25 protein-coding genes and 1 pseudogene are annotated in these 26,425 nt (G+C 34.5%); 4 read left to right on the top strand and 22 right to left on the bottom strand.

Annotation, left to right across the window (positions count from 1 at the left end; translation table 11 throughout):
- Positions 1 to 39: 39 nt before the first annotated feature.
- Complete coding sequence (locus AC0LWJ_RS10670; protein WP_474239870.1) at positions 40 to 435, top strand: polysaccharide deacetylase family protein; 396 nt, start codon at positions 40 to 42, stop codon at positions 433 to 435.
- A 2-nt stretch (positions 436 to 437) separates the two neighbouring features.
- On the opposite strand, the gene AC0LWJ_RS10665 is transcribed toward AC0LWJ_RS10670, so the two are convergent.
- From AC0LWJ_RS10665 to pyrG, 5 genes and pseudogenes are all read right to left on the bottom strand, one after another.
- Entirely contained in the window at positions 438 to 1,988 is a 1,551-nt protein-coding gene (locus AC0LWJ_RS10665; RefSeq protein ID WP_474239869.1) for a DUF4127 family protein, read from the bottom strand.
- A gap of 100 nt (positions 1,989 to 2,088) precedes the next feature.
- Positions 2,089 to 3,065, bottom strand: a pseudogene (locus AC0LWJ_RS10660) (acyltransferase).
- 341 nt (positions 3,066 to 3,406) lie between these two features.
- Entirely contained in the window at positions 3,407 to 4,978 is a 1,572-nt protein-coding gene (locus AC0LWJ_RS10655; protein WP_474239867.1) for a glycosyl hydrolase, read from the bottom strand.
- Between the two features lie 284 nt (positions 4,979 to 5,262).
- Positions 5,263 to 5,532, bottom strand: coding sequence for a UPF0175 family protein (locus tag AC0LWJ_RS10650; protein WP_474239865.1), 270 nt, complete (start codon positions 5,530 to 5,532; stop codon positions 5,263 to 5,265).
- Between the two features lie 193 nt (positions 5,533 to 5,725).
- Complete coding sequence (gene pyrG / locus AC0LWJ_RS10645; RefSeq protein ID WP_474239863.1) at positions 5,726 to 7,318, bottom strand: CTP synthase; 1,593 nt, start codon at positions 7,316 to 7,318, stop codon at positions 5,726 to 5,728.
- A 301-nt stretch (positions 7,319 to 7,619) separates the two neighbouring features.
- Here pyrG and AC0LWJ_RS10640 point away from each other — a divergent pair, with 301 nt between their 5' ends.
- Positions 7,620 to 8,438: a histidinol-phosphatase gene (locus tag AC0LWJ_RS10640; RefSeq protein ID WP_474239862.1), complete on the top strand. Its 819-nt coding sequence runs from the start codon at positions 7,620 to 7,622 to the stop codon at positions 8,436 to 8,438.
- 21 nt (positions 8,439 to 8,459) lie between these two features.
- Here AC0LWJ_RS10640 and serA read toward each other — a convergent pair whose 3' ends face one another.
- The 14 genes from serA to AC0LWJ_RS10570 all read right to left on the bottom strand — a co-directional run bounded on the left by serA (position 8,460) and on the right by AC0LWJ_RS10570 (position 21,811).
- Positions 8,460 to 10,058 (bottom strand): phosphoglycerate dehydrogenase, encoded by a 1,599-nt coding sequence (serA, locus tag AC0LWJ_RS10635; RefSeq protein WP_474239860.1) that lies wholly within the window; start codon positions 10,056 to 10,058, stop codon positions 8,460 to 8,462.
- Positions 10,059 to 10,078: 20 nt separating this feature from the next.
- A complete protein-coding gene (locus AC0LWJ_RS10630; protein ID WP_474239858.1) occupies positions 10,079 to 11,170 on the bottom strand; it encodes a pyridoxal-phosphate-dependent aminotransferase family protein in 1,092 nt (363 codons plus the stop codon).
- A gap of 113 nt (positions 11,171 to 11,283) precedes the next feature.
- Positions 11,284 to 12,411 (bottom strand): S41 family peptidase, encoded by a 1,128-nt coding sequence (locus AC0LWJ_RS10625; RefSeq protein WP_474239856.1) that lies wholly within the window; start codon positions 12,409 to 12,411, stop codon positions 11,284 to 11,286.
- A 44-nt stretch (positions 12,412 to 12,455) separates the two neighbouring features.
- Positions 12,456 to 12,695, bottom strand: coding sequence for a sigma factor G inhibitor Gin (locus tag AC0LWJ_RS10620; RefSeq protein ID WP_474239854.1), 240 nt, complete (start codon positions 12,693 to 12,695; stop codon positions 12,456 to 12,458).
- Positions 12,696 to 12,799: 104 nt separating this feature from the next.
- Positions 12,800 to 13,768 (bottom strand): ROK family protein, encoded by a 969-nt coding sequence (locus tag AC0LWJ_RS10615; protein ID WP_474239853.1) that lies wholly within the window; start codon positions 13,766 to 13,768, stop codon positions 12,800 to 12,802.
- 2 nt (positions 13,769 to 13,770) lie between these two features.
- Complete coding sequence (locus AC0LWJ_RS10610; protein WP_474239872.1) at positions 13,771 to 14,346, bottom strand: uracil-DNA glycosylase; 576 nt, start codon at positions 14,344 to 14,346, stop codon at positions 13,771 to 13,773.
- Between the two features lie 16 nt (positions 14,347 to 14,362).
- Complete coding sequence (locus tag AC0LWJ_RS10605; protein WP_474239851.1) at positions 14,363 to 14,917, bottom strand: Fe-S-containing hydro-lyase; 555 nt, start codon at positions 14,915 to 14,917, stop codon at positions 14,363 to 14,365.
- Positions 14,918 to 14,957: 40 nt separating this feature from the next.
- Positions 14,958 to 15,800 (bottom strand): fumarate hydratase, encoded by an 843-nt coding sequence (locus AC0LWJ_RS10600; RefSeq protein ID WP_474239849.1) that lies wholly within the window; start codon positions 15,798 to 15,800, stop codon positions 14,958 to 14,960.
- 87 nt (positions 15,801 to 15,887) lie between these two features.
- Positions 15,888 to 17,450: a DEAD/DEAH box helicase gene (locus tag AC0LWJ_RS10595; RefSeq protein WP_474239847.1), complete on the bottom strand. Its 1,563-nt coding sequence runs from the start codon at positions 17,448 to 17,450 to the stop codon at positions 15,888 to 15,890.
- Positions 17,451 to 17,564: 114 nt separating this feature from the next.
- Positions 17,565 to 17,735, bottom strand: a complete 171-nt coding sequence (locus AC0LWJ_RS10590) for a zinc-ribbon domain-containing protein (RefSeq protein WP_284679761.1) — start codon at positions 17,733 to 17,735, stop codon at positions 17,565 to 17,567.
- 305 nt (positions 17,736 to 18,040) lie between these two features.
- Positions 18,041 to 18,853, bottom strand: a complete 813-nt coding sequence (gene bioC / locus AC0LWJ_RS10585; protein ID WP_474239845.1) for a malonyl-ACP O-methyltransferase BioC — start codon at positions 18,851 to 18,853, stop codon at positions 18,041 to 18,043.
- Positions 18,846 to 19,598 (bottom strand): alpha/beta fold hydrolase, encoded by a 753-nt coding sequence (locus tag AC0LWJ_RS10580; RefSeq protein WP_474239844.1) that lies wholly within the window; start codon positions 19,596 to 19,598, stop codon positions 18,846 to 18,848. Before AC0LWJ_RS10580 ends, bioC begins: the two co-directional genes overlap by 8 nt.
- Before the next feature lie 4 nt (positions 19,599 to 19,602).
- A complete protein-coding gene (bioF, locus tag AC0LWJ_RS10575; protein ID WP_474239842.1) occupies positions 19,603 to 20,775 on the bottom strand; it encodes an 8-amino-7-oxononanoate synthase in 1,173 nt (390 codons plus the stop codon).
- A 475-nt stretch (positions 20,776 to 21,250) separates the two neighbouring features.
- The gene (locus AC0LWJ_RS10570) at positions 21,251 to 21,811 is read right to left on the bottom strand and encodes a tyrosine-type recombinase/integrase (protein ID WP_474239840.1); all 561 of its coding nucleotides are present in this window, start codon (positions 21,809 to 21,811) and stop codon (positions 21,251 to 21,253) included.
- Positions 21,812 to 22,135: 324 nt separating this feature from the next.
- On the opposite strand from AC0LWJ_RS10570, the gene AC0LWJ_RS10565 reads away from it, so the two are divergent.
- Positions 22,136 to 22,666: an HD-GYP domain-containing protein gene (locus AC0LWJ_RS10565; protein ID WP_474239839.1), complete on the top strand. Its 531-nt coding sequence runs from the start codon at positions 22,136 to 22,138 to the stop codon at positions 22,664 to 22,666.
- 187 nt (positions 22,667 to 22,853) lie between these two features.
- Here the strand turns inward: AC0LWJ_RS10565 and AC0LWJ_RS10560 are convergent, their stop codons facing one another.
- Both AC0LWJ_RS10560 and AC0LWJ_RS10555 read right to left on the bottom strand, forming a co-directional pair.
- Complete coding sequence (locus tag AC0LWJ_RS10560; RefSeq protein WP_474239837.1) at positions 22,854 to 23,525, bottom strand: GGDEF domain-containing protein; 672 nt, start codon at positions 23,523 to 23,525, stop codon at positions 22,854 to 22,856.
- The gene (locus AC0LWJ_RS10555) at positions 23,522 to 23,686 is read right to left on the bottom strand and encodes an aspartyl-phosphate phosphatase Spo0E family protein (RefSeq protein WP_474239835.1); all 165 of its coding nucleotides are present in this window, start codon (positions 23,684 to 23,686) and stop codon (positions 23,522 to 23,524) included. Before AC0LWJ_RS10555 ends, AC0LWJ_RS10560 begins: the two co-directional genes overlap by 4 nt.
- Positions 23,687 to 23,829: 143 nt before the next feature.
- On the opposite strand from AC0LWJ_RS10555, the gene AC0LWJ_RS10550 reads away from it, so the two are divergent.
- Complete coding sequence (locus tag AC0LWJ_RS10550) at positions 23,830 to 24,219, top strand: helix-turn-helix domain-containing protein (RefSeq protein ID WP_474239833.1); 390 nt, start codon at positions 23,830 to 23,832, stop codon at positions 24,217 to 24,219.
- 583 nt (positions 24,220 to 24,802) lie between these two features.
- Here AC0LWJ_RS10550 and AC0LWJ_RS10545 read toward each other — a convergent pair.
- Positions 24,803 to 26,386, bottom strand: coding sequence for an IS1182 family transposase (locus AC0LWJ_RS10545; RefSeq protein WP_503031405.1), 1,584 nt, complete (start codon positions 26,384 to 26,386; stop codon positions 24,803 to 24,805).
- Between the last annotated feature and the right edge of the window lie 39 nt (positions 26,387 to 26,425).

The raw sequence follows: 26,425 nt of genomic DNA, 5'->3' as shown, positions 1-26,425 counted from the left end.
ATGCAGTAGGAAGCCCCATCTATAACACAAAATGTTTAGATGGGGAGGCTTCACAGTCATACATATAACCTCCACAACCTTGCGTCAAACGGCAAAACCATGATACCTATGGTTTCCGGTCCCATACTTGTAAACGGCAGGCTTGAAACAGAATCTCAATATAAGGAAAGACTAAAAAGAGATTTCATATTGTCATCAACCCTTATTAAAAAGCATGTAGGTAAAGCCCCCATTGCCATTGCATATCCTTTTGGAGCGGGAAATCATATATCCAACGAAATAGCTCGAAAAGCCGGCTTTGAGATGGCTTTTGCACAGGAAAGGGAGGGTGTGGTTCGCTGCGGTGATGATGTCATGAGTCTTAAAAGGATTATAATAAATAATTCTTTTACAGGCAGGGATATTATAAATCAAATAAATAAATACGGCAGATAATGTTATTCTGCCTCAACCTTTATCTCAAACATCCTCTTCCATGGAAAAACAGCCTTTGCCTTTTTTATTCTTAATATGGTATTTCTATTAAATATATCTATTAATCTGTCAAAATACGGATTCATTTTTTGCTGCAGTACACTATCGGCTTCATTGGAATTTTTTAGATTATACTTATCCTCCCCTTGTGATTGAGCCCATTTGTACATTTCATTCCTTACAATGCTTTGATATATGTAGTCGTCGGAATATCTTATGAATAGAAATGTAAGATATGCCTTATCTCTTTCATTATATATCTTTTTATCTTTTAACGTATCAAGATTTGAGTTTATACTAAGCTCCGATATGACAGTGCCAATCGTATTGCTTGGGGTATTCCAGCCCGAATATGCATCTATTTTTTTGAAATTGTCATTTGTTAAAATTTCTTCCACAAGATGAGGGTCCCCACCGTTAGTTATAGCAACATCGGCAATGCCAAGATTTTGATTCTTTTTTTTGCGTGTATTTATTATACTGTTAATAGTGATACCGCTGTCTTTATTTGAATGGATATAAATTATATTTTTTGCATCTTTCTCTATATCTCCGCCTATATAATGTATCTTTCCCTCTGTTATTTCTTTCAATGTTCCTCCTTCATATGGAAGATTCATCTTGTCATCCCATTGCTTTTCGTATGCTATTTCAAAGGAAGGCTTTGCCTGTTGATTTTCGTTTGCAAGTTTGGCAATCGTCATCATGCTGATTTCATCTGCACCATGAAGCATATAGATATTTTTATATTTTTTTATGCCATTTTTAAGGTCATCGTATGCATAATTAAGCATGCTTTTCATTGTTGTATCATCAATGCCGATTGTCAGGATTACATTCGATTTTAAGCTTGATGCTATTTCATTATTTATAACCGCTTCTTGCGCAATGACATACATATAATTAAATAGGTTTGATGGCATACGTGATTTTAATCCTTCTATATCCGACATGTTATTTGACAATATATCGGTTTTTATCGCATTAAAATACCCTATATTTAACGAATTCGCAGCATATACAGTGTCCTGTTCCTCTAAGGTATTTGAAACGCGGGGCATGATTGATATAAGAATACATTTTTTATCCTTTGAAAGATTTATTATATTTTTTAATTTATTTATAGCTTTTTTATATCCTGTAACATTTTTATAGTTTCGAGATGCGATAAGCCCTCCAGAAATAAATTGATTTGTAGATATGACAACAGCATATACATCAGGTCTCACAACCGCACCTTGAAGCCAATCATACAGCTTATCCTGATTACCCGGTTTTATATAATTGTCAAGTGAATCAAAAGGCGGCACAAGAAGCTCATATCCTCCTGCTTTCGATATTATTTCAACATTTTGTAGGGATACGGGTCTTGTATCAAGCGGCACAAATACGATTTTGTCTTTATGAATATATTTTGTATTATCCTTGTATGAGGTTTTTAAGGATTGCAAACTTATAATCATCATAGTTAATACAATAATCGATATAAATCTTTTCATTCCATTTCGTGGCATTCTTCCCAGTACTCCTAAAACGGGTAAGAATACACCTTCTCCCCTTTTTATTTTTAGAATGTTAAATTCCTTTTAATAGCATTATATCATAAGACTTGTTTTATTTTCCTACAAGATATGAGCCCAAAGGCATCTTTTTAATAAGACTTGTAGTATAATAGGAAAGAATAAAAACCGTTATAAATGTCCCCACCGTATAGATATCAAACAGAAATGGTCTGCCTGTTTTTAAAAAATGTACAGCTATGTCAAGTACCAATGGATGTATTAAATATATGCCGAATGACAGCTTACCTGTATTTATCATAAATTTGCTTAATCTATGATATCCGGATATTTGCGTTGATAATGCCATTAAAAATATTGATGCCATTAATGTATATGTATACCAATACAGGTTATATAAATTCCCATTGATAATTTTACCTGCAAATGCGCTAAATGATATTTCTGTAAAGAAATAACCAAATATTATTGATATTACTAATGCTATAATAGCTGTAGGCTTATATTTTTTAATCCATGACTTTATGTTTTCACCTATATACATACCGGCTATAATGTACGAAACATATGTTATAAAAAACACTGATGAATCAGTGAAATGCTTGAATATAAAATGCTTAAATATAAGTATGTCTGTAATCTGAAAAAGTACTATTGATACCGCTACCGTATAAAAATTCTTATTTATCAGCCTATAAATATAAAGTATTATAGGGAATAAAAGATATAACTGGACTATTATTATTATGAAATACATATGGTAAAACATACCGCCAAGCAAGAAATTTTTCACCGTTAATATTGATTTAAGCGGCATATGATAACGTACAATTGAATATGCGCCATAAATAAAAGTCCACAATATGTATGGGAATAAAACATTTTTAAAACGTTTTTATAGAATATTCCCCAATCGTGACTATCGCCATAGTTGTACATAAGAAGCATAGCAGATGCGAATATAAATGCAGGTACAGCGAACTGTGTAAGCCTATTTATTGATACCAACACTAAATAAGAAATTGATGTTTTGTTTAATGTCACAACTGCATTGCTTGTTGTGTGTATCAACAAAACAGCAATTATGGCAATTCCTTTTAAGATATCTATTTTTTAATACATTTTTTAATTATTATACCATAGGGCAGGTTTATGTACAATTAATAAAAAAGGTTCGAATATCGAACCCCTTGCTGTTTAATCGTAAAAAGATGAAACTGTGACGCTACAAAAAATGGGTGGTCTTTTATCTCTATTATTTCAACTAATCTTTCATCAGGTGAAAGACCCGATAATAAAATTATATCATAGGATAATTTCAAGCTTTATTTAATGGCGTAATTTGTAAAAAAAGAGAAAACCAGCGGCACTAATCCATCGCTTTTTGCCGGGTAACAGGTACTCTCCTTCCCTTATTTAGGGTAAATGCTCTGGAAATAGTAGTGAGGATCCTGCAGACCTTCTTTAAAGGCTTCTAAGCTCAAAGGTGAAGAATCCAATGTCCACTTGCCATCTACCTTGTTAAACCATACTGCAATTTTAATATTAGGATAACGAGTTGCCATATGCCGGAAACATTGGCGAATCCATGCCGCCTTATCGCCACCTTTCTCATTGCAGGCGAACTCTGTGATCATAAAGGGCTTGTCCGGAAAATAATGCATATATTCCTGATATAGGGGACCATAGATGGTGTCAAAATCCCGCCAGTCGTTGCCGATATCAGTAGTACCAATATTATAACCCGTCAATCCAATCCAATCAACGGTCTTATCGCCAGGATAGTACAAGAGATAATTATTCCACTTAAAATTAGGATAAGAACGATCATAAGGATTAAAGACAAAGATTACATTATTTGCGCCTTCAGTTTTAAAAAGATTATAAACATGCTCCCAAGCCATTTTATAAATATCGGTATCTTTACCAGTATACCACGCCGACCATGTCGACCAGTCACCGTTCATCTCATTGCCGAAACGAACAAAGACCGGATCCCCTAAGCTTTTAAACTGGTGTGCCCATTCTCGCAGAAAGGTATCATATTTACCCTGGATTAGACCAATTAGAGAAGTATCGTTTCTTTTATCAGACAGCCAAGGCTGTAGAGCCACCATTAAGATACGGTTGTCCTGATATATTTTCTGTAATTCCGCTTGATCAAATTTTGTATCAAAGGCAACATAGGTAATCAAAAACTGGAATTTAAAATTCAGCTGTTTCTCAAGAGGCAACAACTTATCAAAATACGAGACCCGACCAAACTTGTGAGGGTTAAGAATCCCCCACAAGGTTTTGTCCGCTGGGATATACAGGCGATGGTACTGACCGACAATGTTAACCTCTCGTTGGACCGGCAGTGCCGGCGGAAGGGTGGGAGCAGCTTGAGCAAGCATAGGTTTAAAGGTTGAGATAATGCGACTCAAATCTTTTGTTGCAGCAAAAAAATGGATCTGGTTAGTCTTTAACATAAAGGTATAAACTCTTTGTCCGACTACCAAGTCATATTCACGGTAATAATTTAAGTCGTTGGAAACCAGCAATGGTCGGGTCCAATCGAACTGCCAGACTTCATAACCATGTAAGTTGGTCTTTTTTTGAGTTTGCAGCTTGATTCCGCCCCACCCCTTCTGGAGACTACGATTGCTATAGAGAATATATTCTTCCGCACTAATCTTACCCAACGGTTGAGCAAGAATAGTCAGTTTAATGTTTCCGTCTTTTGATAGAATGGTGGCTACCCCAGGTATAACCTGCTGTTGCCAGTCATTCGGGTAGGAAAGACTAAAACCGTCATAATTATTCTGGTATTTTTTCCAGTTTTTGATATCCTGCTGTTCAACCCAATATACTATTACAATACTCAACATCATCAGAAAAATAATGGCTAATATAATTCCGATCCATTTTTTATGGAAATTTTTTGCCCTTTCTTGCTCAAATCCTTCAATGCCTAACTCTAAGTTTTTTTTCGCTTTTGCCAATACTAATACCTCCTTAAGATAATATTGGAACTTGTGCATATGTATAAGTTGACCTTTTCTATGACAAGAGGAATATTCTCCTTTTGTTTTTTTGCTTCTTGTTCTTTCGGCACAAGTAAGTAATAATTGAAATAACATTGGCATTAATACTATTATAACTGTTTCTCTTAGATCAATTATATTTTACAACTTATAATTGTAAACATCAAATACTTTCCCCACTTTTACAATTTTAAAAGTATATACCGAATTAAAGCTTCTCTGTATTTATTTAGAAACTATAATCATTTTACTATTCCTCTAACAGTTATAAGATCTTCTTCATAATCTTCAATATCATAGTTTAAGGAAATTTTCGCTTTGTCGATTAACTCGAGAAACTCAATTTTATTTAATCCGCTTAATTCACATGCCTTTCCAAATGACAAGATTTTATTTTTAAATAAAAATAATGAAAGCAATCTTCTTATTTCATCAAGAGCAGATTTCTCTGATATACCTGCGGCAACCAAAACATCCTTCGATATACTTGATTCGATTTTTATAGTTTCCATTTTATAGCGCCTTCTAATATAGTTAGGTGTTGACTGGCAGATTCCGCATGACAGCCTCACCTTTTTAATACATTTTCTAAATATTTATTATACCATAGGGCAGGTTTATGTACAATTAATAAAAAAAGGTTCGAATATCGAACCCCTTGCTGTTTAATCGTAAAAATATGCAACAATCCGTCCCAAGATAACATTATTTTAATGCTGCGCCTATGAAATCCCTGAATAACGGATGTGGTCTTAATGGTCTTGACTTGAATTCAGGATGAAACTGTGACGCTACAAAAAATGGGTGGTCTTTTATCTCTATTATTTCAACTAATCTTTCATCAGGTGAAAGACCCGATAATGCCAACCCCTTTGATGTAAGCAGCTCTCTGTATTCATTATTAAATTCATATCTATGCCTGTGGCGTTCGTATACCAGTTCATCCTTATATGCCTCATATGCCTTTGTACCTTTTTTAACCTTGCAGGGATATACCCCCAGCCTCATTGTTCCACCCATTTCATCTATGTCTTTTTGCTCAGGCATAAGGTCAATAACAGGGTACATTGTTCCACTGTTAAATTCGATGGAATGGGCATCTTTTAATCCTGCTACGTTTCTTGCGAATTCTATCACGGCGCACTGCATACCAAGGCATAATCCTAAATATGGGATTTTATTTTCTCTTGCATATTGAATTGCTCTTATTTTGCCTTCAATGCCTCTGTCACCAAAACCGCCCGGTACCAATATTCCTTTTACATCTTTTAAAAGAACATTGACTGTTTCATCATTGACATTCTCTGCGTTTACCCACCTTATCTTGACTAAGGCATCATGGAATATGCCTGCATGTCTTAAGGACTCAACAACGCTAATATATGCATCGTGAAGGTCTACGTATTTTCCAACAAGGGCTATTTCCACCTCCTTTTTAAGGTTTTTTTCTTTTTCTACAAATGCTTTCCATTCCTTTAAATCCGGTTGTCCTATCGGTAAATCAAGTTTATTAAGTACATATTCGTCAACTTTTTGCCTGTCAAGTTCAAGCGGTACTTCATATATCGAATCAACATCGCGGTTTTCTATAACCGCTTCCGGATTTACATTGCAGAACATGCCTATCTTATCTCTTAATTCCTGCGAAACAGGAAGTTCTGCCCTGCATACAATCATATCCGGTTGAATACCTATTGACCTTAATTCTTTTACACTGTGCTGTGTGGGCTTTGTCTTAAGTTCACCTGTTTTGCCAAGATGTGGCACAAGTGTAACATGTATAAAGAAAACATTTTTATCTCCCTCTTCAATCCCTATCTGTCTTATCGCTTCAAGAAAAGGAAGACTCTCTATATCGCCAACCGTACCTCCTATCTCTACAATGACGACATCAATGTTTTTTTCTTTTCCAGCCCTGCGTATCCTTATCTTTATTTCATTTGTAATGTGGGGTATTACCTGAACCGTCGCACCCAGATAATCTCCTTTTCTTTCTTTTGATATTACTGACCAGTATACCTTACCTGTTGTTATATTGCTGTTTTTTGAAAGATTTATATCTATAAACCTTTCATAATGACCAAGGTCTAAATCGGTTTCCGCACCATCTTCCGTAACAAATACCTCTCCATGTTGGTATGGACTCATTGTGCCAGGGTCTATGTTTATATATGGGTCGCATTTTAAAACGGTTAAGTTTACTCCGCGGCTTTTTAAAAGTCTCCCCAGTGATGCTGCTGTTATGCCCTTCCCCAGTGATGATACAACACCGCCTGTTACAAATATATATTTTGCCATCTTCTCACCTCTCAATTTTTTTTCTTAATAAAAAAATCCCTATTTGTTAAAAATAGAGACTTCTATCCCTTTAATTTTTTGCCGTTTTTTTTAATTTTTCTGCATAATATTGATACATAAAAACACCCCATGAAAATAAATACTGATTTATTATATAGCATTTGCTTAAGGTTGTAAAGAGGCAAAATGATTATAACATAAGTTGCAATACTTCGCTTAAAATATTATAATCATTTTATAAGTCTTAGATTAAAAAACATAAAGCAAAATATCGCTTACATACTTTTAAGGAGGAGAATAGATGGCAGCAGATTATCATGTTCACATCGAAAGAGGTCCATATACGATAGATTGGTTGAAAAATTTTATAGATACAGCATTAAATAAAGGCTTGACTGAAATAGGCATATCCGAACACGGATACAGATTTAATGAAGGATATGCCGCATTTGGAAGTAAGGGCTTCAGAGGTAAATGGGTCAAAGAGTACAGCGGACAGAAAATTGATGAATATGTCTCACTGATATGTGAAGCGAAGTCAATAGGACTACCTGTCAAACTTGGTATTGAAGCAGACTATATACCCGGAAGGGAAAAAGAGCTTGAGGAATTTTTAAAGCCTTATCCTTGGGATTATGTCATAGGTTCTATACACTGGATCGGTGATTGGGGAATTGACCTTGACGATCATCTTGATGTATGGGAATCCTGCGATGTTGACTCTGTTTACTTGGAATACTTCAATATGATTGAGGTAATGGCAAGAACAGGGCTTTTTGATATTATCGGACATATCGACCTTGTTAAGATATTCGGATATAGACCAAGCCCGATTGTTTTTGAAAAGATTGAGAAAAATCTTGAAGAAATCGCTAAAACAGGTATTTGCCTCGAGGTTTCAACAGCAGGATGGAGAAAACCTGTTGGCGAAATATACCCTTCAAAAGAAATTATGGCGATGATAAGCAGATACAATATCCCCCTTGTTGTAAATTCCGATGCACATACGCCTGAGGATGTTGGAAAGGATTTTGACAGGGCATATGAATATGTCAAATCATATGGAATAGATACACTTTATTATTTCGACAAGAAAAACAAAACCCCGTATAAGATTTAGGAATAGAGTAAAAGCATCCGTTTAGGATGCTTTTACTGCTCTCGCCCTTAGTATGCTGTTAAGATTGTTGAGGGCGTCTACCGCCTTATGGGGTATTTCCTTGTCTGTATTTACAATCATAAGTGCAGTTCCGTCACTTTTATTTGGGCTTACATGCATTGATGAAATATTTATCCCAAATTCCGAAAGAACATTCCCTATATGCCCAATTACACCGGGAACATCCTTATTCCTTACAAATAACATATAATCGGTGGGCTCAAAGTTAACCTTATGACCTAAGCATTCTACAATCCTTATTTCATCTCCGTAGGTTGTACCTGCAAATTGCGACATGCTGCCTTTTGTATCGGTTATCTTAATAATCACAAGGCTTGAATAATGGTTTATTTCTTCAACCTTTCCTTCAATAACCTCAATGCCCATTTCTTTGGCTCTAATCCTTGCGTTTATTATGCTGACACCTTCTTTTAAAGCAGGTTTAAGTATCCCTTTAAGTGCATATAATGATACGATATCTGTATTGTGTTTTGAAATTTTGCCTCTGTATATTATCTCAACGGTACTTATAGGTGTTTCATTTACCTGATAATAAAGGGTTCCCATCGCCTCGCAAAGCCTCATATAGGGTTTAAGCATATTAAATTCGTCTGCCTTAACATCCGGAAGGTTAACTATATTGCCATAGAGTTTACCGCTTAATGCTGTTACAACTTCCCTTGCAACCTCAATGCCCACATTGTTCTGGGCTTCTACGGTGGATGCGCCAAGATGCGGCGTAACAACTACATTAGGAAGTTCTAAAAGGGGATTATGGAAGTCTTTGTTTTCCTTATCATAAACCGGTTCTATTAAGAGTACATCAAGGGCGGCCGCTGCAACAGTGCCTTCTTTTACAGCATTGTATAATGCTTCTTCATTTATAAGGCCACCCCTTGCACAGTTGACAATCCTTACGCCCTTTTTTACTTTTTTTAATTCTTTTTCACCAATCATGCCCAGTGTTTCTTCCGTTTTTGGTGTGTGTATCGTTATAAAGTCAGACTGCTCTAATAACTCATCAAGGGTTACTTTTTGTACGCCGAATTTTTCAAAGCGGCTGTCAGGTATATAAGGGTCATATGCTATTACATTCATATTGAAAGAAGAAAGCCTTGTTGCCACAAGTGAGCCAATCCTGCCAAGCCCAATTATTCCAAGGGTTTTGCCGTTTAACTCTACTCCTTTATACCTATTTCTTTTAAAATCACCGTTTTTACATCCATTATATGCCTGTGGAATATTTCTTGCAATTGACAGCATGAGTCCTATTGTGTGTTCTGCCGCAGCAATGATATTTCCTTCCGGGGTATTTACAACAATTATGCCTTTTTTTGTGGCGGTATTAAGGTCTATATTATCAACACCGTTGCCTGCTCGTCCGATTACTTTTAAATTTTTACCTTTTTCAATAAGTTCCTTGTCAACCTTTGTAACACTTCTTACTATAATCGCATCATAATTATCGATAATATCAAGAAGTTCTTTTCTTTCTAAACCAAGCTTGACATCTACATCAACATATTTTTTAAGATATTCTATACCATTTTCTGATATTCTTTCTGTTACAATTACCTTCAAATTGCTAACCTCCTTTGAATCTATTTTTTTAGTTCTGAAACAGCCTCTTTTAATGCATTTAAGGTCTTTTCAAGCATTTCTTCCGTAACATAACCCATATGACCTATTCTGATTATCTTCCCTTTAAGCTTCCCTTGCCCCCCTGTTATGAGAATATTGTGTTTTTCTAAAATATGGTTTATTATATCAGATGCGCTTATATCCTCAGGAACCTTTATCGCGCTAATCAGATTTGATGCTATACATTCCTCTGGAAGCAGTTGAAGCCCTATATCTTTTATATAATCCCTTACCTTCTTCCCGAAGTCCTCCTGCCTTTTATATACATTGTCAAGTCCGAGGCTTAAAAGCAGGTCTGTAGCACGTTTGGCAGCCATAATGGTTGATACTGCCGGCGTATAGGGTGTATCGGGTTTTTCTTTCATGACACCTTTTCTCGCTTTTTTAAGGTCAAAATAGTATTTGGGAAGGGTTGATTTTTCTGCCATACCCCATGCTCTTTCGCTTAAAGATATAAAACTTAAACCCGGCGGAGACATAAAACACTTCTGGGAACATGTTATTACAACATCAACTCCCCATTTGTCCATTTCAAGGGGTATTCCCCCAAGAGAACTTACCGCATCTACAATAACAGGTATTGAATATTTGCCTGCGGTTTCCGCAGCCGCCTTTATATCGTTCGTAACGCCTGTTGATGTTTCATTCTGTGTGATAAAAAGCGCTTTATAATCTCCATCTTTTAGTTTATCCTCAAGTACATTAAGGTCTACTGCATTTCCCCAGCCGAAATCCAATAATTCTGCATCAAGACCGTATATCTTTGCAATATCATAGAATCGTTCTCCAAAATGCCCTATAGTTGCAAAAAGCACCTTATCTCCTTTAGAAAAAAGATTTGATACAGATGCCTCCATAGCTCCGGTACCTGATGCTGTCAATGTCATTACTTCCATCTTTGTTTTGAATATTTTTTTAAGATTCAAATTAAGACCGGAAAACAATTCATAAAACTCCTGTGTCCTGTGATGCATCGGCTGACGACCATTTATCTCAAGAACCTCTTCTGGCACCATCGTTGGTCCCGGTGTCATTAGAATTTTCTTATTCATTAACTCACCTCACGATAAATATTTATTTTATATGATAAACTATAAAAGGATAAAATGCAATATAAAGATGCAATAAAAAAGAGAATCCTCAAAAGAGAACCTCCTGTTTTACATTATTTTAGAATTTCAAGTGCTTTATTAAGCTGGTCATCGCCAGACTGATTTACTACTTTTATATCAGGCATCAATCCCACTCCATCTATATACCTTCCGGAGGGAAGTTTATATTTGGCTACTGTAAGCTTAAGTCCGCCTCCGTCAGAAAGCGGCACTATTACCTGAACGGTACCTTTCCCATAGGATTTCTCACCTATTAATATACCTGTTTTAGTATCTTGGATTGCACCGGCAAGTATTTCTGCGGCAGATGCCGTACCTCCATTTATCAGAACAGCTAATTTGTATTTCGTCTTTTTAAGATTTGAATAATATTTTTCATCTTCCCCGTTTTTTGTGGCAACTGAAACAACTACACCTTCAGGAACGAAAAAATTTGCAACATTAACCGCTTCCTCCAACATTCCTCCGGGATTATTCCTTAGGTCAAGAACAATTTTCTTTACATTATTGGAATCCATATAATTAAGTGCCTTTTTAACATTTTCCGTGGTGTTTTTATTAAATTCGTTTATCCTGATATACCCGATTCCATTGATTATTTTATAGGATACAGGATTTATCTTTATTACTTCCCTTGTAAATTCATATTCTTTATCAATGCCATCTACCTCAAAAACTATCTTTACTTTTGTGCCTGTTTTGCCTTTAATAAGGTCAACAACATCGTTAATATCCATGCCTTTTACATCTTTTCCGTCTACTGCCTTTATGATATAGCCGCTTTTTATGCCAGCTTTATCTGCAGGAGACCCTTCTATCGTTGATATTACGACAAATTTTCCATCAGGATTTTGTTGCATAACCATGCCAACCCCGCTGAAAACTCCTGATACAGACTGTTGAAACGCATTTAAATCAGAACTGCTAAAATATTCACTGTATTTATCAAGGGATGATAATATGCCTTTTAATGCCGCATCCTTCATCTGGTCATAGGTAATATTCCCGGGGTAATTTTCTTTAATATACTGCATTACCTCTCCAATTTCTGATAAGTTCTTATAAAGTTCTTCATCTGACTGCTGTGTTTGGTTTGTATCTGCATATGCATTAACCGGTATGTAAATTGTTAAGCTGATGGAAATTATAACTGCAAGCAAAAAAGATAGAAATTTTTTCAATTTGTTTCCTCCTTTTTTTATTTTTAAAATGCAAGCTGATTTAATTATATCATGTATAAAATAATTTTAAAAAATCTATATTTTTTCTTTATATTCAAGCTCTTTTTATAATCCTCCCATATTTCCGCCATTTTTTTCTTGTAAAAGCCATATGCATCATTATCCGGTGTTAGATTGACTATTGTTCTCTGGCAATCAGTACACAAAAACTTTCCAAGCACTTCTATTCCTTCATCCGATTCCTGATCGCATATAAAGCATTTTCTCTTAAGTATAATTTCCATATTATGCACCATCTTTCTATTATATATTTTTATATATAATTATTGCCATAATTTTTGCATAATATACATACATTTGCCTTATATGATAATCTCAAGATAAAAAATCATAAAATTCCTTTTGATTCTCTTAACACAAGTAATGCAGCGCCCAGTAATCCAACATTTTCGCCAAGCTGTGCCTTTACAACATCACATATTTCTTTGTTCGGTTTGAGGGCTCTTTTATTTACTGTTGCCATTATTTTATCATATAGCACCTTCCAATGGCATGATATCCCGCCGCCTACTGCTATTCTCTCAGGATTATAGAAGGACATTATATTTGCGATACCTATCCCAAGATAAAATGCCTCTTTCTCTATAAGTTCTATTGCTATCTTATCGCCCTTTTCCGCAGCTTCAAAGACATATTCAGCTTTAATAGCTCTATTTCCTGCTATATCCTTTATAATTGTATCTTTCCCAGAGTCAACCATATCTTTTGCAAATCCTGCAAGGGCTGTTCCTGATGCAAATGCTTCAAAACAGCCGTAATTTCCGCATCCGCATCTGGGACCGTCAAAATTTATTGTATGATGCCCAATTTCAGCCGCATTTGAATTAGCCCCGTTATAAAGCTTCCCATTTATAATAACGCCACCGCCAATACCTGTACTTACCGTAATATATACAAAATTATTTATTCCTCTGCCTTTCCCAAATAAATGTTCAGCAAGTGCCGCCGCATTTGCATCATTATTTATTCTAATCTTTATGCCAAATTCTTTTTTAAGTATTTCTGTCAGCGGTATATTAACCCAGCCAGTAAGATTTGGGGGGCATAAAACAATGCCTGCTTCAGCATCAAGAGGTCCCGGTGAACCAACACCTATTCCCGATAAATCCTTTAATTTTACGCCGGTCTTGTCTACAACCTCATAGATGCTCTTTATTATTCTTTCTATAACCTCATAAGGTCCTTTTTGAGCTTCTGTCGGGATTTTGATATTATACAATATTTCACCCTTGCTGTTGACAATTCCTGTATTGATTTTTGTACCTCCAAGGTCAACTCCACAAGCAATGTCAATCATTTTCATCCCTCGTTTTTATCTTCCAGTTTTTCAAGTTGTGCTTTTATTTCTTTAAAATCCTCCCATGCAGGTTTTTTCTTCTCAGGGTCCCGGAGAAGTGCTGCCGGATGGTATGTTGCAATAATTTTTACGCCTTTTCTCTCTGTCCACTGCCCCCGCATAGCAGTAATTTTAAAATCTTTGTCAATTATAGCTTTTGCTGCTGTTGCACCAAGGCAGACAATAATTTTCGGTCGTATAATTGCAACCTGATTTCTCAGATAAGGTATACACGCCTCAATCTCATTTTGAAGCGGAGGTCTATTGTTTGGAGGACGGCATTTTACTATATTGGCTATGTATACATCCTCTCTATTAAGTCCGATTGCCTCAAGCATCTTATTTAAAAGCTGCCCCGCCTTGCCAACGAAAGGGCGTCCCTGAATATCCTCTTCTTTCCCGGGTCCTTCTCCTATGAACATTATTTTTGACCTTAAATTGCCTCCTCCAAATACAACATTTTTTCTTGTTTTGCTTAATGGACATTTATTGCAGTTCTGGCATTCAAGCCATAGTTCCTTTAGACACAACACTATAATCACCTTAACTTTATATTTATAAATTTCTTCTATACTTTTCCCTTTCGCTTTCATAAAGATTATTTCCATACATATCTATTGTAACAATAACCGGAAAATCTTCAACTACAAATTCATGTATGGCTTCCGGTCCAAGGTCATCATATGCGATAATTCTTGCTTTTTTTACCTTGCCTGCAAGAAGGGCGCCTACTCCACCTATTGTTGTAAAATATACACCATGATATTTAATAATTGCATCAATAACATCTTTATTCCTATATCCCTTGCCTATCATGCCCTTCAGCCCCAGTTCCAAAAGCTTAGGAGCATATAAATCCATTCTTCCGCTTGTTGTTGGACCACAGCTTCCCACAACATGTCCGGGTTTTGCAGGGCATGGACCTACGTAATATATAATTTGGTTTTTTATATCTATCGGCAAATTTCCTCCATTATTTAACGTATCTATCATTCTTTTGTGTGCGGCATCTCTTGCGGTATATATTTTCCCTGTTATATAGAGGGATTCACCGGCTTTTAAATCTTTAACGGTATCCTCCGTTAAAGGTGTTTTTATAATTTTACCCATTAAATCATCTCCATAAATTTTTTTATCTTCTCGGGACCTTTTATAATATGGCATTGGCGTGCCGTGTAACATGGCATCCTATATTTACAGCAACAGGAAGACATGCAATATGTGTAGGGTATTTCTCAATATTTACCGAAAGGGCTGTTGTTGTACCGCCAAGCCCCTGCGGTCCAATTCCAAGGTTGTTTATTTTATCAAGCAATTCTTCTTCAAGCTTTGATGTTTCTTCATCACCGTTTTTCCGCCCCACTGGTCTTAAAAGGGCTTTTTTGGCAAGCAATGGTGCATATTCAAAATTTCCTCCTATACCAACACCTACAATAAGTGGAGGACATGCATTAGGTCCTGCCGCTTCTACTGATTCAATCACAAATCTCTTTATGCCTTCTATGCCATCAGAAGGCTTCAGCATCTTTAACGTACTCATATTCTCACTGCCGGCGCCTTTAGGTGCAATAGTTATCGAAAGCTTATCTCCTTCTGCTATTGAGTAATGTATGATTGCAGGTGTGTTATCACCGGTATTTTTCCTCATAATAGGATCTCCTACAACGGATTTTCTCAGAAATCCTCTGTAATACCCCCTTCTAACGCCTTCATTTATAGCATCTTCTATGCTCCCATTTACAATATGTACATCCTGACCGATTTCCACAAAAACAACTGCCAAACCTGTATCCTGACATATGGGAACTCCTTGGTCTTTAGCCATTTCCGCATTTTTAATAATGTTCTCAAGTATTTCTTTTCCTATCGGACTTTCTTCGGTTTTCAGGCTGCTTTTTATTTTTTTTAGAATATCCTCCGGGAGGTTGTAGTTAGCTTCAATGGACAAAAGCTCAACAACATCGGAAATTTTCTTCGCATTTATTTCTTTCAAGATTACCACCTCTTCATAAATTAAACATTTACTTCCTTAAATATAATGATAGCATAAATAAAAAAGCTATTCCATATATGAATAGCTTTATCTTCTATTTGACATCTCGACATTTACTTTTCTACCGCAAAGCCTCTTCCCCGGGCAGTATTTCAATATTTGTTTTGCTGCATCACCGCTGACATCTGCAAAGGAAAATTTGTCAAGTATATCTATATCACCGATATCCTCTTTGCTTGTTTCTGCTGTATTATTAAAGAATTCAATAAGCTCTTTTGGATTAAGTTTATCCTTACGACCGACATTCAAAAAAAGTCTTACTACTTTGGGCTCTTCTCCATCATCTATATAGTCTCGGCATATTTCCTTACTATAAACCATATTCATCAATGCTGCCGCAACATCCACTAAGCTGTAATCTTCATCAAGTTCTTCTACGAAAGGAATAAATTTTTTAAACTCTTCACCCTCTAATATCTCCTTTACCCTTGAAACCATATTCTGATATTTTGACATAAATACCTCATCAATAGAGGGAACTTCTCTTCTTTTTATTTTGCTTTTAGTAATTTTTTCTATCTGTTTTAGTGTTACATATTCCCTTGAGGTAACGAGGGTGTATGCTTTGCCTTCTTTATTAGCCCTTCCTGTTCTTCCAATTCTGTGAACATAGGATTCAACATCCTGTGGAAGGTCGTAATTTATTACATGTGATACATTTTCTACATCAAGTCCTCTTGCTGCGACATCTGTAGCGACAAGGAAGTCAAGATTTCCTTCCCTGAATTTTTTCAAGGTGTTTAATCTTTGGTTCTGACTCATATCGCCATGCATTCCTTCAACATTATATCCCCTTGCCTGCATTGAATTCACAAGTTCATCAACACCTTTTTTTGTTTTGCAAAAAATTATTGCTGTTGACGGTTCATCAACATCTAATATCCTGCATAATGATTCGAATCTATCTTTTTGCTTGATTTCATAATAATATTGATGAACGGTAGAAACTGTCATGGTGTTTTTTGCAATTAATATATGTTTAAGGTCCGGTTTCATATATTTCTTTGCAAGCCTTTGTACTTTTTCAGGCATTGTAGCCGAAAACAACATTGTTTGTCTTTCATCACTTAAAAGCTTGATTATCTCCTCTATATCTTCAATGAAACCCATATTAAGCATTTCATCTGCTTCATCAAGTACAAAATATTTTATACCGCTTAAATCTAATATCTTCCTTCTGCACAGGTCTAAAATCCTGCCGGGAGTCCCTACGACAATATCAACTCCTCTTTTCAAGGCTTTAATCTGTCTTTCGATTGGCTGTCCACCATAAACAGGAAGCAATTTGACTTTAGTATATTTTGCAATACGATTCAATTCATCATTTACCTGTATCGCCAACTCCCTGGTAGGTGCTACTATTATACCTTTTATCTTGCCCCCTGTTTTGTCCATATTATTTAAAATAGGAGCCCCATATGCAAGTGTTTTTCCTGTACCTGTCTGTGCCTGCCCAATAACATCATATCCCTCTAATAAAACCGGCACTACTTCAACCTGAATTTTTGATGGCTCTTCAAATCCCATGTCATCAATTGCCTTTAGGATATCTTCATTAAGCCCCAATTCATTAAATTTTCTTTCTTCCAATTTTTAACCTTCTTTCTAATATATATTAGCATGCAATATATATTTTTCCTATTTATAATTTAAAACACACAAAAACCCCATAAGAATTAATCTTATAGGGCCGGTGCAATAAAATTATCTTCTAAATCCTCTATTGTTGTTGTGTTGCTGTTTTTTTGCTCTTCTGCAATCAGGACATCTTTGTGGTTCATTTTCAAAACCTTTTTCTTTATAAAAAGCCTGTTCACCTTCAGTAAATACGAATTCTTTTCCGCAATCTTTGCAAACTATTGTTTTATCTGCCATCTCAACATTCCTCCTTTTTCGAATAATAAGATTTAAAACTGATCCACATGTTCCTAAAAAGAGGAATGTGATAATCATTTAAATCTGTTTCAGCGATTATCAAAAATACCACCGCTTAATTAGTATAACACTTCAATAAATAAAATGCAACACCATTTTTAGTTTTTTACATAATTTATTTTTCTACAATTATCATATTTTTATACATCTTCTTTTTTATGATTTTCAGCTTCCTTTAAATTTTCCCTCAAGCCCGTAAGAAGTTCGACATATGCTTCCCTGTCTTCCTGTTTATTCTATATATATCAAAGTTTCAAATAAAAGAAAAGATTATGATAGGTTGCTTTTACCATTCCATTTTCAATATAATCTTTGTCATAAATTTCAATAACTTTTTCTATAAACTTTGGAATTATGTTATTCCCGTTAATTTGGCAATTATTTGCACCGATTTTTTTGACCGAATGCAAAAAATCTTTACAGCAATCAAAATATTCATAATCATAAAATTCTTCCGCTGATATTTTCATATTGTTTAGATTATTTTCAACGGCAATATCCTGACACATTCCACGCAATTCGTTTAAGGTACAAAAAAGCTGCCCCGGGTAAACAGGTTTGCTGATTTTGAGTACCTCCCTTGCTTTAGCAAAAGCTTCATGCAGTTCTCTAAATGTGTTTTTCCCAAAGGTTGAAAAGCATAAGACTCCATGTAGACTAAGGGACCTTATCAATTTATCGAGGGTTTTATCCAAATGGTTAAACCACTGGAAGGATGCATTGGATATTATCAAATCATATGTATCCTTTAAAGGCATCTCTTCAATGTCCCCGCATACAAATTCCACATTGCTGTATTGTAGGGTAGACTTTGCATGTTCAATCATCCCAGGTGCAATATCAACCGCAGTAATCATAGCCTCCGGGAAATGCTTTGCTACCGCCCGGGTTACATATCCCGTACCGCAGCCGATTTCTAAGATATTTTTGAAGCGCATATTCTCATTTATAATATTTTTAACAAGAATATCACCCATCTTTTTTTGGACTCCGGCATATTTATCATAATGCTTTGCATTCCTGCTAAACCTTCTCTTTAATTTCTCCTTGTCAATCATACTTTCCCCCTCTATGCGCCGTATGGTTTTTTATTACTTCCCAGCACTGATTTGTTTTTGTAAAAAACGGAGCATGTCCTGTTTCGGCAAGTACTACCATTTCGGACGTTTTCAAACAGTTATTCACGTATGCCCCTGCTTCAACGGGACAAATCCTGTCATCGCCGCCATGTATCAATAATGTGGGAATATCTATACTGCCGAGATTTTCCCTTAAATCCTTCATAATCAAGTATTCCAAACCAGCGGATAGGTATTGTACAGGATAATTTTTATTTACATGCTGCATTTCTTTGAGAAAATACTCATAATAGCCGCCGCTGACTTCCGAACTCGTAAAAAGGTTTTTATAAAAGCTATCTAAAATTTCTACAGGACGCTCCTTTAAACTGAAAATCATCCTGTCAATGATTTTTCTGTTCCATCCAATTTTATAATATCCCGTTTCATCCTGTATAAACCTGCTTGTTGCACTAAAAAGAATCATTCGGTCAATTTGTGACAAAAAATTTGCCGCTATGTCTATGGCAACTAAAGAACCCAGGGACCATCCGATTATTGAAAATCTTTCAATTCCTTTTTCTCTTATTAAAGCCTTTACCTTATCTTCAAACCCATCTGCTGAAGTCACATCCTCCCAATCAATGAAAGTTATGTTATAATCTTGTTTCAGCATCTCGCACAAAGGCTTCCAGACAAATTTGCCGACTGCCCAACCTGTCAATATTATTAAACAATTTTTCATCATATCATCCTTCTATAACACCTAGTCTTTTTCCGTGTAATTTTACTTTATCAAGTACATACTGCAAATCATTATAGGTATGTGTTGCCATCAAGGAAATCCTTAGCCGGCTGCTCCCCTTCGGTACTGCAGGAGGTCTTATGGCCGGGACATAGATTCCATCTTCAAGCAGGTTTTTAGAGAATTCGACAGTTTTTCCGGCATCCCCCACAATAACTGGTATAATCGGTGTAATTGTATCTGTGACGTGAAAACCTGCAAATTCAAGCTCTTCTTTAAACCATTGGGTCAATTCCTTAAGATAATTCCTCCTGTTTACGTCATTTCTAATAATCTCGATGGATTCTAAGGAAACAGCAATAGATGCTGGAGGCAGTGCGGTTGAAAAAATAAAACTCCTGGAAAAGTTCCTTAAATAATCAATCAAGTATTTCTTTCCTGCTACATATCCCCCTACTGAAGCCGCAGCCTTGCTTAATGTTCCCATCTGTATGTCTACATCCTCATTGGCATTAAAATATGATACGGTACCAGAACCATTTTCCCCCAATACCCCCATCCCATGGGCATCATCAACCATAATAAGCATTTCATGTTCTTTGGCTAATTTTATAATGTCAGGCAGCGGCGCTAAGTCACCCTCCATACTGAATACGCCGTCAGTCACTATCAAATTGTTTTCGCCTTTATATTCACGGATTCTCCTCTCTAAATCCTTCATATCACAGTGCTTGTACCTAATAAGCCTTGCCCTGCTTAGCAGACAGCCGTCAATAATGCTGGCATGATTGTATTTATCGCAAAAAATAACCCATTTTCTGTCGCATAGGGCTGAAATAACTCCAACATTAGCCATATAGCCTGTATTGAAAACTATACTTGACTCTGTACCTTTAAACTCAGCAATCTTTTCTTCGAGTTTTCTGTGCAACACATATGAACCGGTAGTAAGCCTTGACCCTCCCGCCCCTACGCCATATTGGTTCACAGCTTGAATCGCCGCTTCTTTTAAGCGTGCATCATTACAAAGTCCCAAATAATTATTGGAGCCCAGTAAAATTATTTCTCTTCCATCAATTTCAACTCTGGGAGCCTGACAAGAATCCAAATATTTAAAATCTCCGCGGTACAACCCTTTTTCTTTTGTCTCTGTCAGCTTTTTCAAAATATACTTCATAGTAATTCCTCCAAAATTATCTTGTCTATTTTTATAAATAACTCATATCATATATAAAATATATCAACAAATCATAAATGTCAACTTAATTTTATAATTAAGTTGACATTTATCAAAACACTACTAATATTATTCAACCAGATATAGTTATTGTATGTGATAGATAAGATTAATAAATACTAAACACTATGGTATTTCAGAATTAATAATTGAAATGGTTTCTCCATCATCAGAAGAAAAGATAAAGTTGAAAAATTCAACTTATATGAAAGATTATGAAAAATAATGTTTATATTCCGTATACATGTAACAATATTTATATATTGTTACATGTATACGGAATATTCAATATTAATATATTATATTCGACATTAATATATTTTTTCCTGCATAAATTTTAATATTTACTAAAATTATTTGTTTTTTCGACTATACACCAATATGTAATTTGCCTCTTTTACCCATTTACTTGCTCTTAAAACTGGACGATTGAGTATAGTTCATCTTTTTGTTCTTGATTCATGCCTATATAACGTAGTGTAATACTCTGCGAACTATGGTTAAAAGTATCCATTATTAGACCAATATTGTAATGGGATGCTTTGTAAGTCCAATACCCCCAAGTTTTTCTCAAACTATGGGTTCCAAAATTCTCTATACCAATAACACCTGCTGCTTCTTTAAGAACACGGTACACCTGAATTCTCCCAAGATGACCACCTTTCTGGCTTGGAAATATATAGCTTTCTTCAGTAAAATTATTCTTATTAATATATATCGATAAAGCTTCTCTTAAAGCATTGTTTAATTTTATCTTCTTCTCCTTTCCTGTCTTCTTTTCCTTTAGCACTAAATATTCACGAAATTGCCCATTGCTATTCAAAATATCTTTCACCTTCAATGGGATAATATCACTAATTCTTAAACCAGTATTCAGTCCGAATTTAAAAATTAAAGCATACTTTGGATCCTTTTTATTTAAATATTGATACATCTGCATTGTTTTTGTTTTATTTTTGATTGGTTCAACAGTCATAATGCCACTCCTTTATGTAACTTGTGTATGATTTATTATAAAAATGATATATTATTTTAAATTATACTTTAAATACATTCCATAAGCAACATCTTGAAAACATTAGTGTTTTCCTTTTTTTAAAATAAATCATAATGTAACAATATATAAATATTGTTACATGTATACGGTGAAGGGGTGTATACTAAAGGTATGAAAATTATGTATAAAATCTATAATACAAAAAACAGGCGCTTTTGTTTGATAAGATCGCAAAAACCAAAAACTCTATGTAAATTTATTCCCTCTTTACGATTATGGCTCTTTAAAACACTTATTTTATTAATGGAATTAAAAGACCAATACACTGCCAAACACTGCATAAGGGTTATGAAACTTGCAGTCGGCTATGCACGATATTACAGCTTATCAGATTATACGACAAATACATTGAAATATAGTGCAATACTACATGATGTTGGAAAACTTGCCATATCTAAAAAAATATTGTCAAAAACTACAAAGCTAGATGATAAAGAATATAAAAAAATAAAGTGCCATCCATACATCAGCTACCTAATAGTAAAATATATGTTAAACTTAAAAAATGAAGCAAATATTATTCGAAGCCACCACGAAAGAATAGATGGCAAGGGATATCCTGACGGATTAAATGGAAGCAAAATTAATGATTTGAGCAAAATACTTGCTGTATGCGATGCTTTTGATGCAATGACAAGCAATCGTGTTTACAGAAAAAAGTTAAGCTATAAAGAAGCAATAGATGAATTAAAGACAAATGCAGGAACACAATTTGATAATAAAATTGTAAGCAATTTTTGCGAATATATCAACTCCAAAAAAGCATTTAAATAAAAGGCTTTTTTAATGGCAATTCCGATTACTCTCAAACAAGCATACAGCCTGCTCGATGACCAGTTTCGCTACATTGTTCAATTCCTTCTGACCCTTGGAGACGCTCCCTGACATAATGATTTTGAAACCCATTTGTCTATGTCATCGCAGAATATCTTTGACCCAAAACAAATATTTTCTTTTGACTTTAGTCCTCCCCAACTGTGACAATAAAATTCTTTTTTTCTTTTGCTTTATATAGTGCTGCATCAGCAATTTTAATGAATTGCTCTATATCAATATCCATTTCTTCTTTTTTTGAAGCTATACCGATGCTGATAGTAATTCTGCAAGTAATATTTTTATAAGAAAAAAGGTTGTTTTCTACTGCAGCTCTTATCCTCTCCGCAATCTTAAAAGCTTCTTTTACATCAGTTTGGTGAAGAATTACAGCAAATTCTTCACCACCCCAACGGGCAATTATGTCATTTTTTCTTGTATAATTTTGTAAAATTTCAGCAAATTGTTTTAATACCTGATCACCTGCAATGTGACCATATGTATCATTTATACTTTTAAAATTGTCAATATCTATTAAAAATAGTGAAATCGGTCTTTTTGTATCTACTTCAGAAAATTTTGCATTAAAATATTTCCTGTTGTGCAGACCAGTCAGTACATCGGTTTGACCCTGTTGGTATAATCTTTTAATCAAGATACCGCAGACTATGCAAATAACCACCTGAATTGATTCAAATATTATATATACCAGACCATGATTATAGTTTTGACATTTGTCTATTAAAAATGTGATAATACATAAGATTAGCTCAGTTAACAATAAAATAGCAGGAGCATATTTATACATTTTCTCTTTCATTTAAGTCCACTGTCCTTTTGGTCTTCGCCTTTTTGATAATATTCAACAATATATTTGTCTACTTTTTGGCTTATTTTCAGGATGATTTCTTTTTTCATATACATATTTGTCGCATTATTAAGAATCTTTCTGGCTATTTCTATTCCATATTTTTCTTTCATTATTATTCACTCCTTAAAAAAACACCACAAACATAATTTTATATTAAATATTAGCAATTTGCAAATATAAAATATATGCAAATTGCATATTCCTATAGTGTTAAAAGTCATATAAAGTATTCCTATGCAGGGAGTGATTAAATGTGGAGAAAAATACAGAGATAAATAATGCAGCAATTGGTCAGAGAATAAGAGAAGAAAGAAAAAAACTTGGTCTTTCGCGGGAAGAATTTGCGGAAATCATAGAACTTTCAGACTACTATGTAGGGCAGCTGGAACGTGGAGAAAGGCAAATGAGCCTGCCTGTTTTAGTTAAAGTCTCTAATTGTTTGCATATATCTTTAGATTACCTGATTTTCGGGAAAAACCCTTATAATGCTTATTATATACATGATTCCCATGATTCTTATAATACTTTTGATAGAAACAAAAATACCGAAATAGACAATTTACTAAATAAATGCTCACCAAAAGAATTAGAGCTAATCAAAAAACTTATAAAAACTATCCTTCCTTATATGAACAAAAACTGAAGAAACTATTTTAATTGTAAGCTTGTTATACTGACTCAAGATTTTTCATTTATGGTACGGTTCCACATCAACATTCTATCAACAAAAGTGAACCCTCTACTTCCGACGAAAGGAGAGAGCTTCTTACTTCAATCTCTTTTCCCCATGCTGTCTAATCTGAAATAACCACTTTTTTGCACATTATATTTAAAATTAAACAAATTCCCTATTCTTAAATGCTTTTATGTTTAATAAGGAATTTGTTTATAACATACTATACCTATAAAGATTTTATTATAAAAAACTTTTATGATTATTTATCCATTCTGATATATCTTTTTGCTTTAATTCTCCTTTTGCAACTGCTAATCCTAAATCAATTAATTCTTTTTGTGTAAAAGATAATTTTATGCCATTATACTCAAGTAATACTAGGAGTCCACTCGAAAATAACTTATCTGCCGGTTAAGAATTTTTATCATCGCATAAATTATCAGAATAATCTCTATTCAAAGAAATATATATGATTTTGTTATTGATTTTAATATGTATATTATGGCTTTATTGACCTGTTATTGCTATTTTTAATATCCTTAACCATTCTTTAAGCCGTTTTTGGGCAGACTTCCCCCTTCTTAATTTGTCTATTACAAATTTTAGAAATATGTTTCGTTATTATTTTGATATTATTGTTTATTGCTACCATTATCATTTGCCATCTTATTTTTAATTTTCCTCTATACCTTCCTTTACGTCCGCCATGCCTGGTAAGTTCTGATATGTTTCTTTCTACATTCGGTCTTTTTGCATAGTCTTCTTTAAATTCATCTGTTTTTTGATATTCCCTTTGTTCTTGTATTTCTTTTTCATACGGATGTATATTTATTGTTCTCCCTTTTTTTGATTTTGTACATTGGTCTTTTAGCGGACAATCATTACACTCTTCTGCTCTAAATTTCACTGTAACTTGCTCATGTTTTTGTGTTTTTTCAGTATCAAATTGTTTTATATGTCCATTGGGACATTCTACTGTTCCTTTTTCTAAATCAATTTTGAATTCTTCTTTTGAAAATCCTCCACTTGGATTTGTTGCTTCCGGCACTCTAATGCAAAAATCTGTTCCTTCTTCTTTCCTTTTTTCTATTTCTTCAAAGTCACTATATGCACAATCTCCATACAGTTTATCTATATCAACGCCGTTTCTTCGGCTTTGTTCTATAAGATCACTCATATGTTCTCCATCTGCTATATTTGCTCCATCAACTTCTATTCCTACTACTACTGAGCCTTTTTCTCCTCCTGTTATAATTTCAGCTTTGTATCCATCTGATAATTTCGATGAGGTCTTTCTTCCATGGCGCATTTCATCATCTACTACTGATATTATTCTGTCTTTTGCTGTTCCTTTTATCATTTTTACATGCCCGTCGTTTGTTATTTCAACATCTTGTAATGCTACTCTTTCTAATAATTCAATTGCTTTTTTTAAATCATCTTTTATATCTTTTTTTGTTTTTATATTTTCTACGAGTGATAGTGCATCTTTAACAAGTTCTTCGAGTAATTTTGCTTTTTCTTTTTCGTTTTCCCATGCTATTTTGGGTTTTTTGATATTTTCTTTATAATCTGTTCTTTTCAGTATTTTTTTCGATTCATCTTCCATTTCGTAAAACTTCATGAAACGGAGAACCATCTTTATCCCTTGGTATATCATAGTGTAAGTATCTTGTCTGGCACAGGAACCCCAAATCATGAATGAATCTATTATGTGTAAGTTGTCTTTATCAAACAGTCCTACTTCTTTTGCCTGACTAATTGTTTTAATGAATATTTCTTTTCCTATTTCGCTGTTAAACAGTCTTTTTCTATGATCACATAATGTTACTGCATCTATTCCATCAAAATCCCGTGGTGCGGTTAATGCATATTTAATTCTGTCATCGAATCGTGATTCTTCTTCCATTTCACGATCAGAATATCCTTTTTCAAATTGTATCAGCATCGCTGTAAATGTATATACCGGAGATATGGATTCTCTGCCATAGTATGAGAAAAGTGGCTGAAACATTTCTTCATTAAGATTATTAAATACCCATGTTCTTAATCTATGATAATAACTATCTTCAGAAATTTTTCCAAGTAACCAATAATCTGAAAATGACATTTGTCTGTCTGCTTTTCCTAACATTTTTATCACCACATTTTTCTTATTATATTATTTATATTA

The organism is Aceticella sp. 75b-Ac (assembly GCF_056032965.2).
The sequence above is the reverse complement of the archived record's forward strand: the minus strand, read 5'-3'. Positions and strand labels throughout refer to the sequence as shown.

Bases quoted from the DNA above. Each gene is read 5' to 3' on its own strand.
- AC0LWJ_RS10670 (WP_474239870.1), top strand. From the start codon at position 40: ATGGGGAGGCTTCACAGTCATACATATAACCTCCACAACCTTGCGTCA.
- AC0LWJ_RS10665 (WP_474239869.1), bottom strand. From the start codon at position 1,988: ATGCCACGAAATGGAATGAAAAGATTTATATCGATTATTGTATTAACT.
- AC0LWJ_RS10650 (WP_474239865.1), bottom strand. From the start codon at position 5,532: ATGGAAACTATAAAAATCGAATCAAGTATATCGAAGGATGTTTTGGTT.
- pyrG (WP_474239863.1), bottom strand. From the start codon at position 7,318: ATGGCAAAATATATATTTGTAACAGGCGGTGTTGTATCATCACTGGGG.
- AC0LWJ_RS10640 (WP_474239862.1), top strand. From the start codon at position 7,620: ATGGCAGCAGATTATCATGTTCACATCGAAAGAGGTCCATATACGATA.
- AC0LWJ_RS10630 (WP_474239858.1), bottom strand. From the start codon at position 11,170: ATGAATAAGAAAATTCTAATGACACCGGGACCAACGATGGTGCCAGAA.
- AC0LWJ_RS10620 (WP_474239854.1), bottom strand. From the start codon at position 12,695: ATGGAAATTATACTTAAGAGAAAATGCTTTATATGCGATCAGGAATCG.
- AC0LWJ_RS10615 (WP_474239853.1), bottom strand. From the start codon at position 13,768: ATGATTGACATTGCTTGTGGAGTTGACCTTGGAGGTACAAAAATCAAT.
- AC0LWJ_RS10605 (WP_474239851.1), bottom strand. From the start codon at position 14,917: ATGGGTAAAATTATAAAAACACCTTTAACGGAGGATACCGTTAAAGAT.
- AC0LWJ_RS10590 (WP_284679761.1), bottom strand. From the start codon at position 17,735: ATGGCAGATAAAACAATAGTTTGCAAAGATTGCGGAAAAGAATTCGTA.
- bioC (WP_474239845.1), bottom strand. From the start codon at position 18,853: ATGATTGACAAGGAGAAATTAAAGAGAAGGTTTAGCAGGAATGCAAAG.
- AC0LWJ_RS10580 (WP_474239844.1), bottom strand. From the start codon at position 19,598: ATGAAAAATTGTTTAATAATATTGACAGGTTGGGCAGTCGGCAAATTT.
- bioF (WP_474239842.1), bottom strand. From the start codon at position 20,775: ATGAAGTATATTTTGAAAAAGCTGACAGAGACAAAAGAAAAAGGGTTG.
- AC0LWJ_RS10570 (WP_474239840.1), bottom strand. From the start codon at position 21,811: ATGACTGTTGAACCAATCAAAAATAAAACAAAAACAATGCAGATGTAT.
- AC0LWJ_RS10565 (WP_474239839.1), top strand. From the start codon at position 22,136: ATGGAATTAAAAGACCAATACACTGCCAAACACTGCATAAGGGTTATG.
- AC0LWJ_RS10560 (WP_474239837.1), bottom strand. From the start codon at position 23,525: ATGAAAGAGAAAATGTATAAATATGCTCCTGCTATTTTATTGTTAACT.
- AC0LWJ_RS10555 (WP_474239835.1), bottom strand. From the start codon at position 23,686: ATGAAAGAAAAATATGGAATAGAAATAGCCAGAAAGATTCTTAATAAT.
- AC0LWJ_RS10545 (WP_503031405.1), bottom strand. From the start codon at position 26,386: ATGTTAGGAAAAGCAGACAGACAAATGTCATTTTCAGATTATTGGTTA.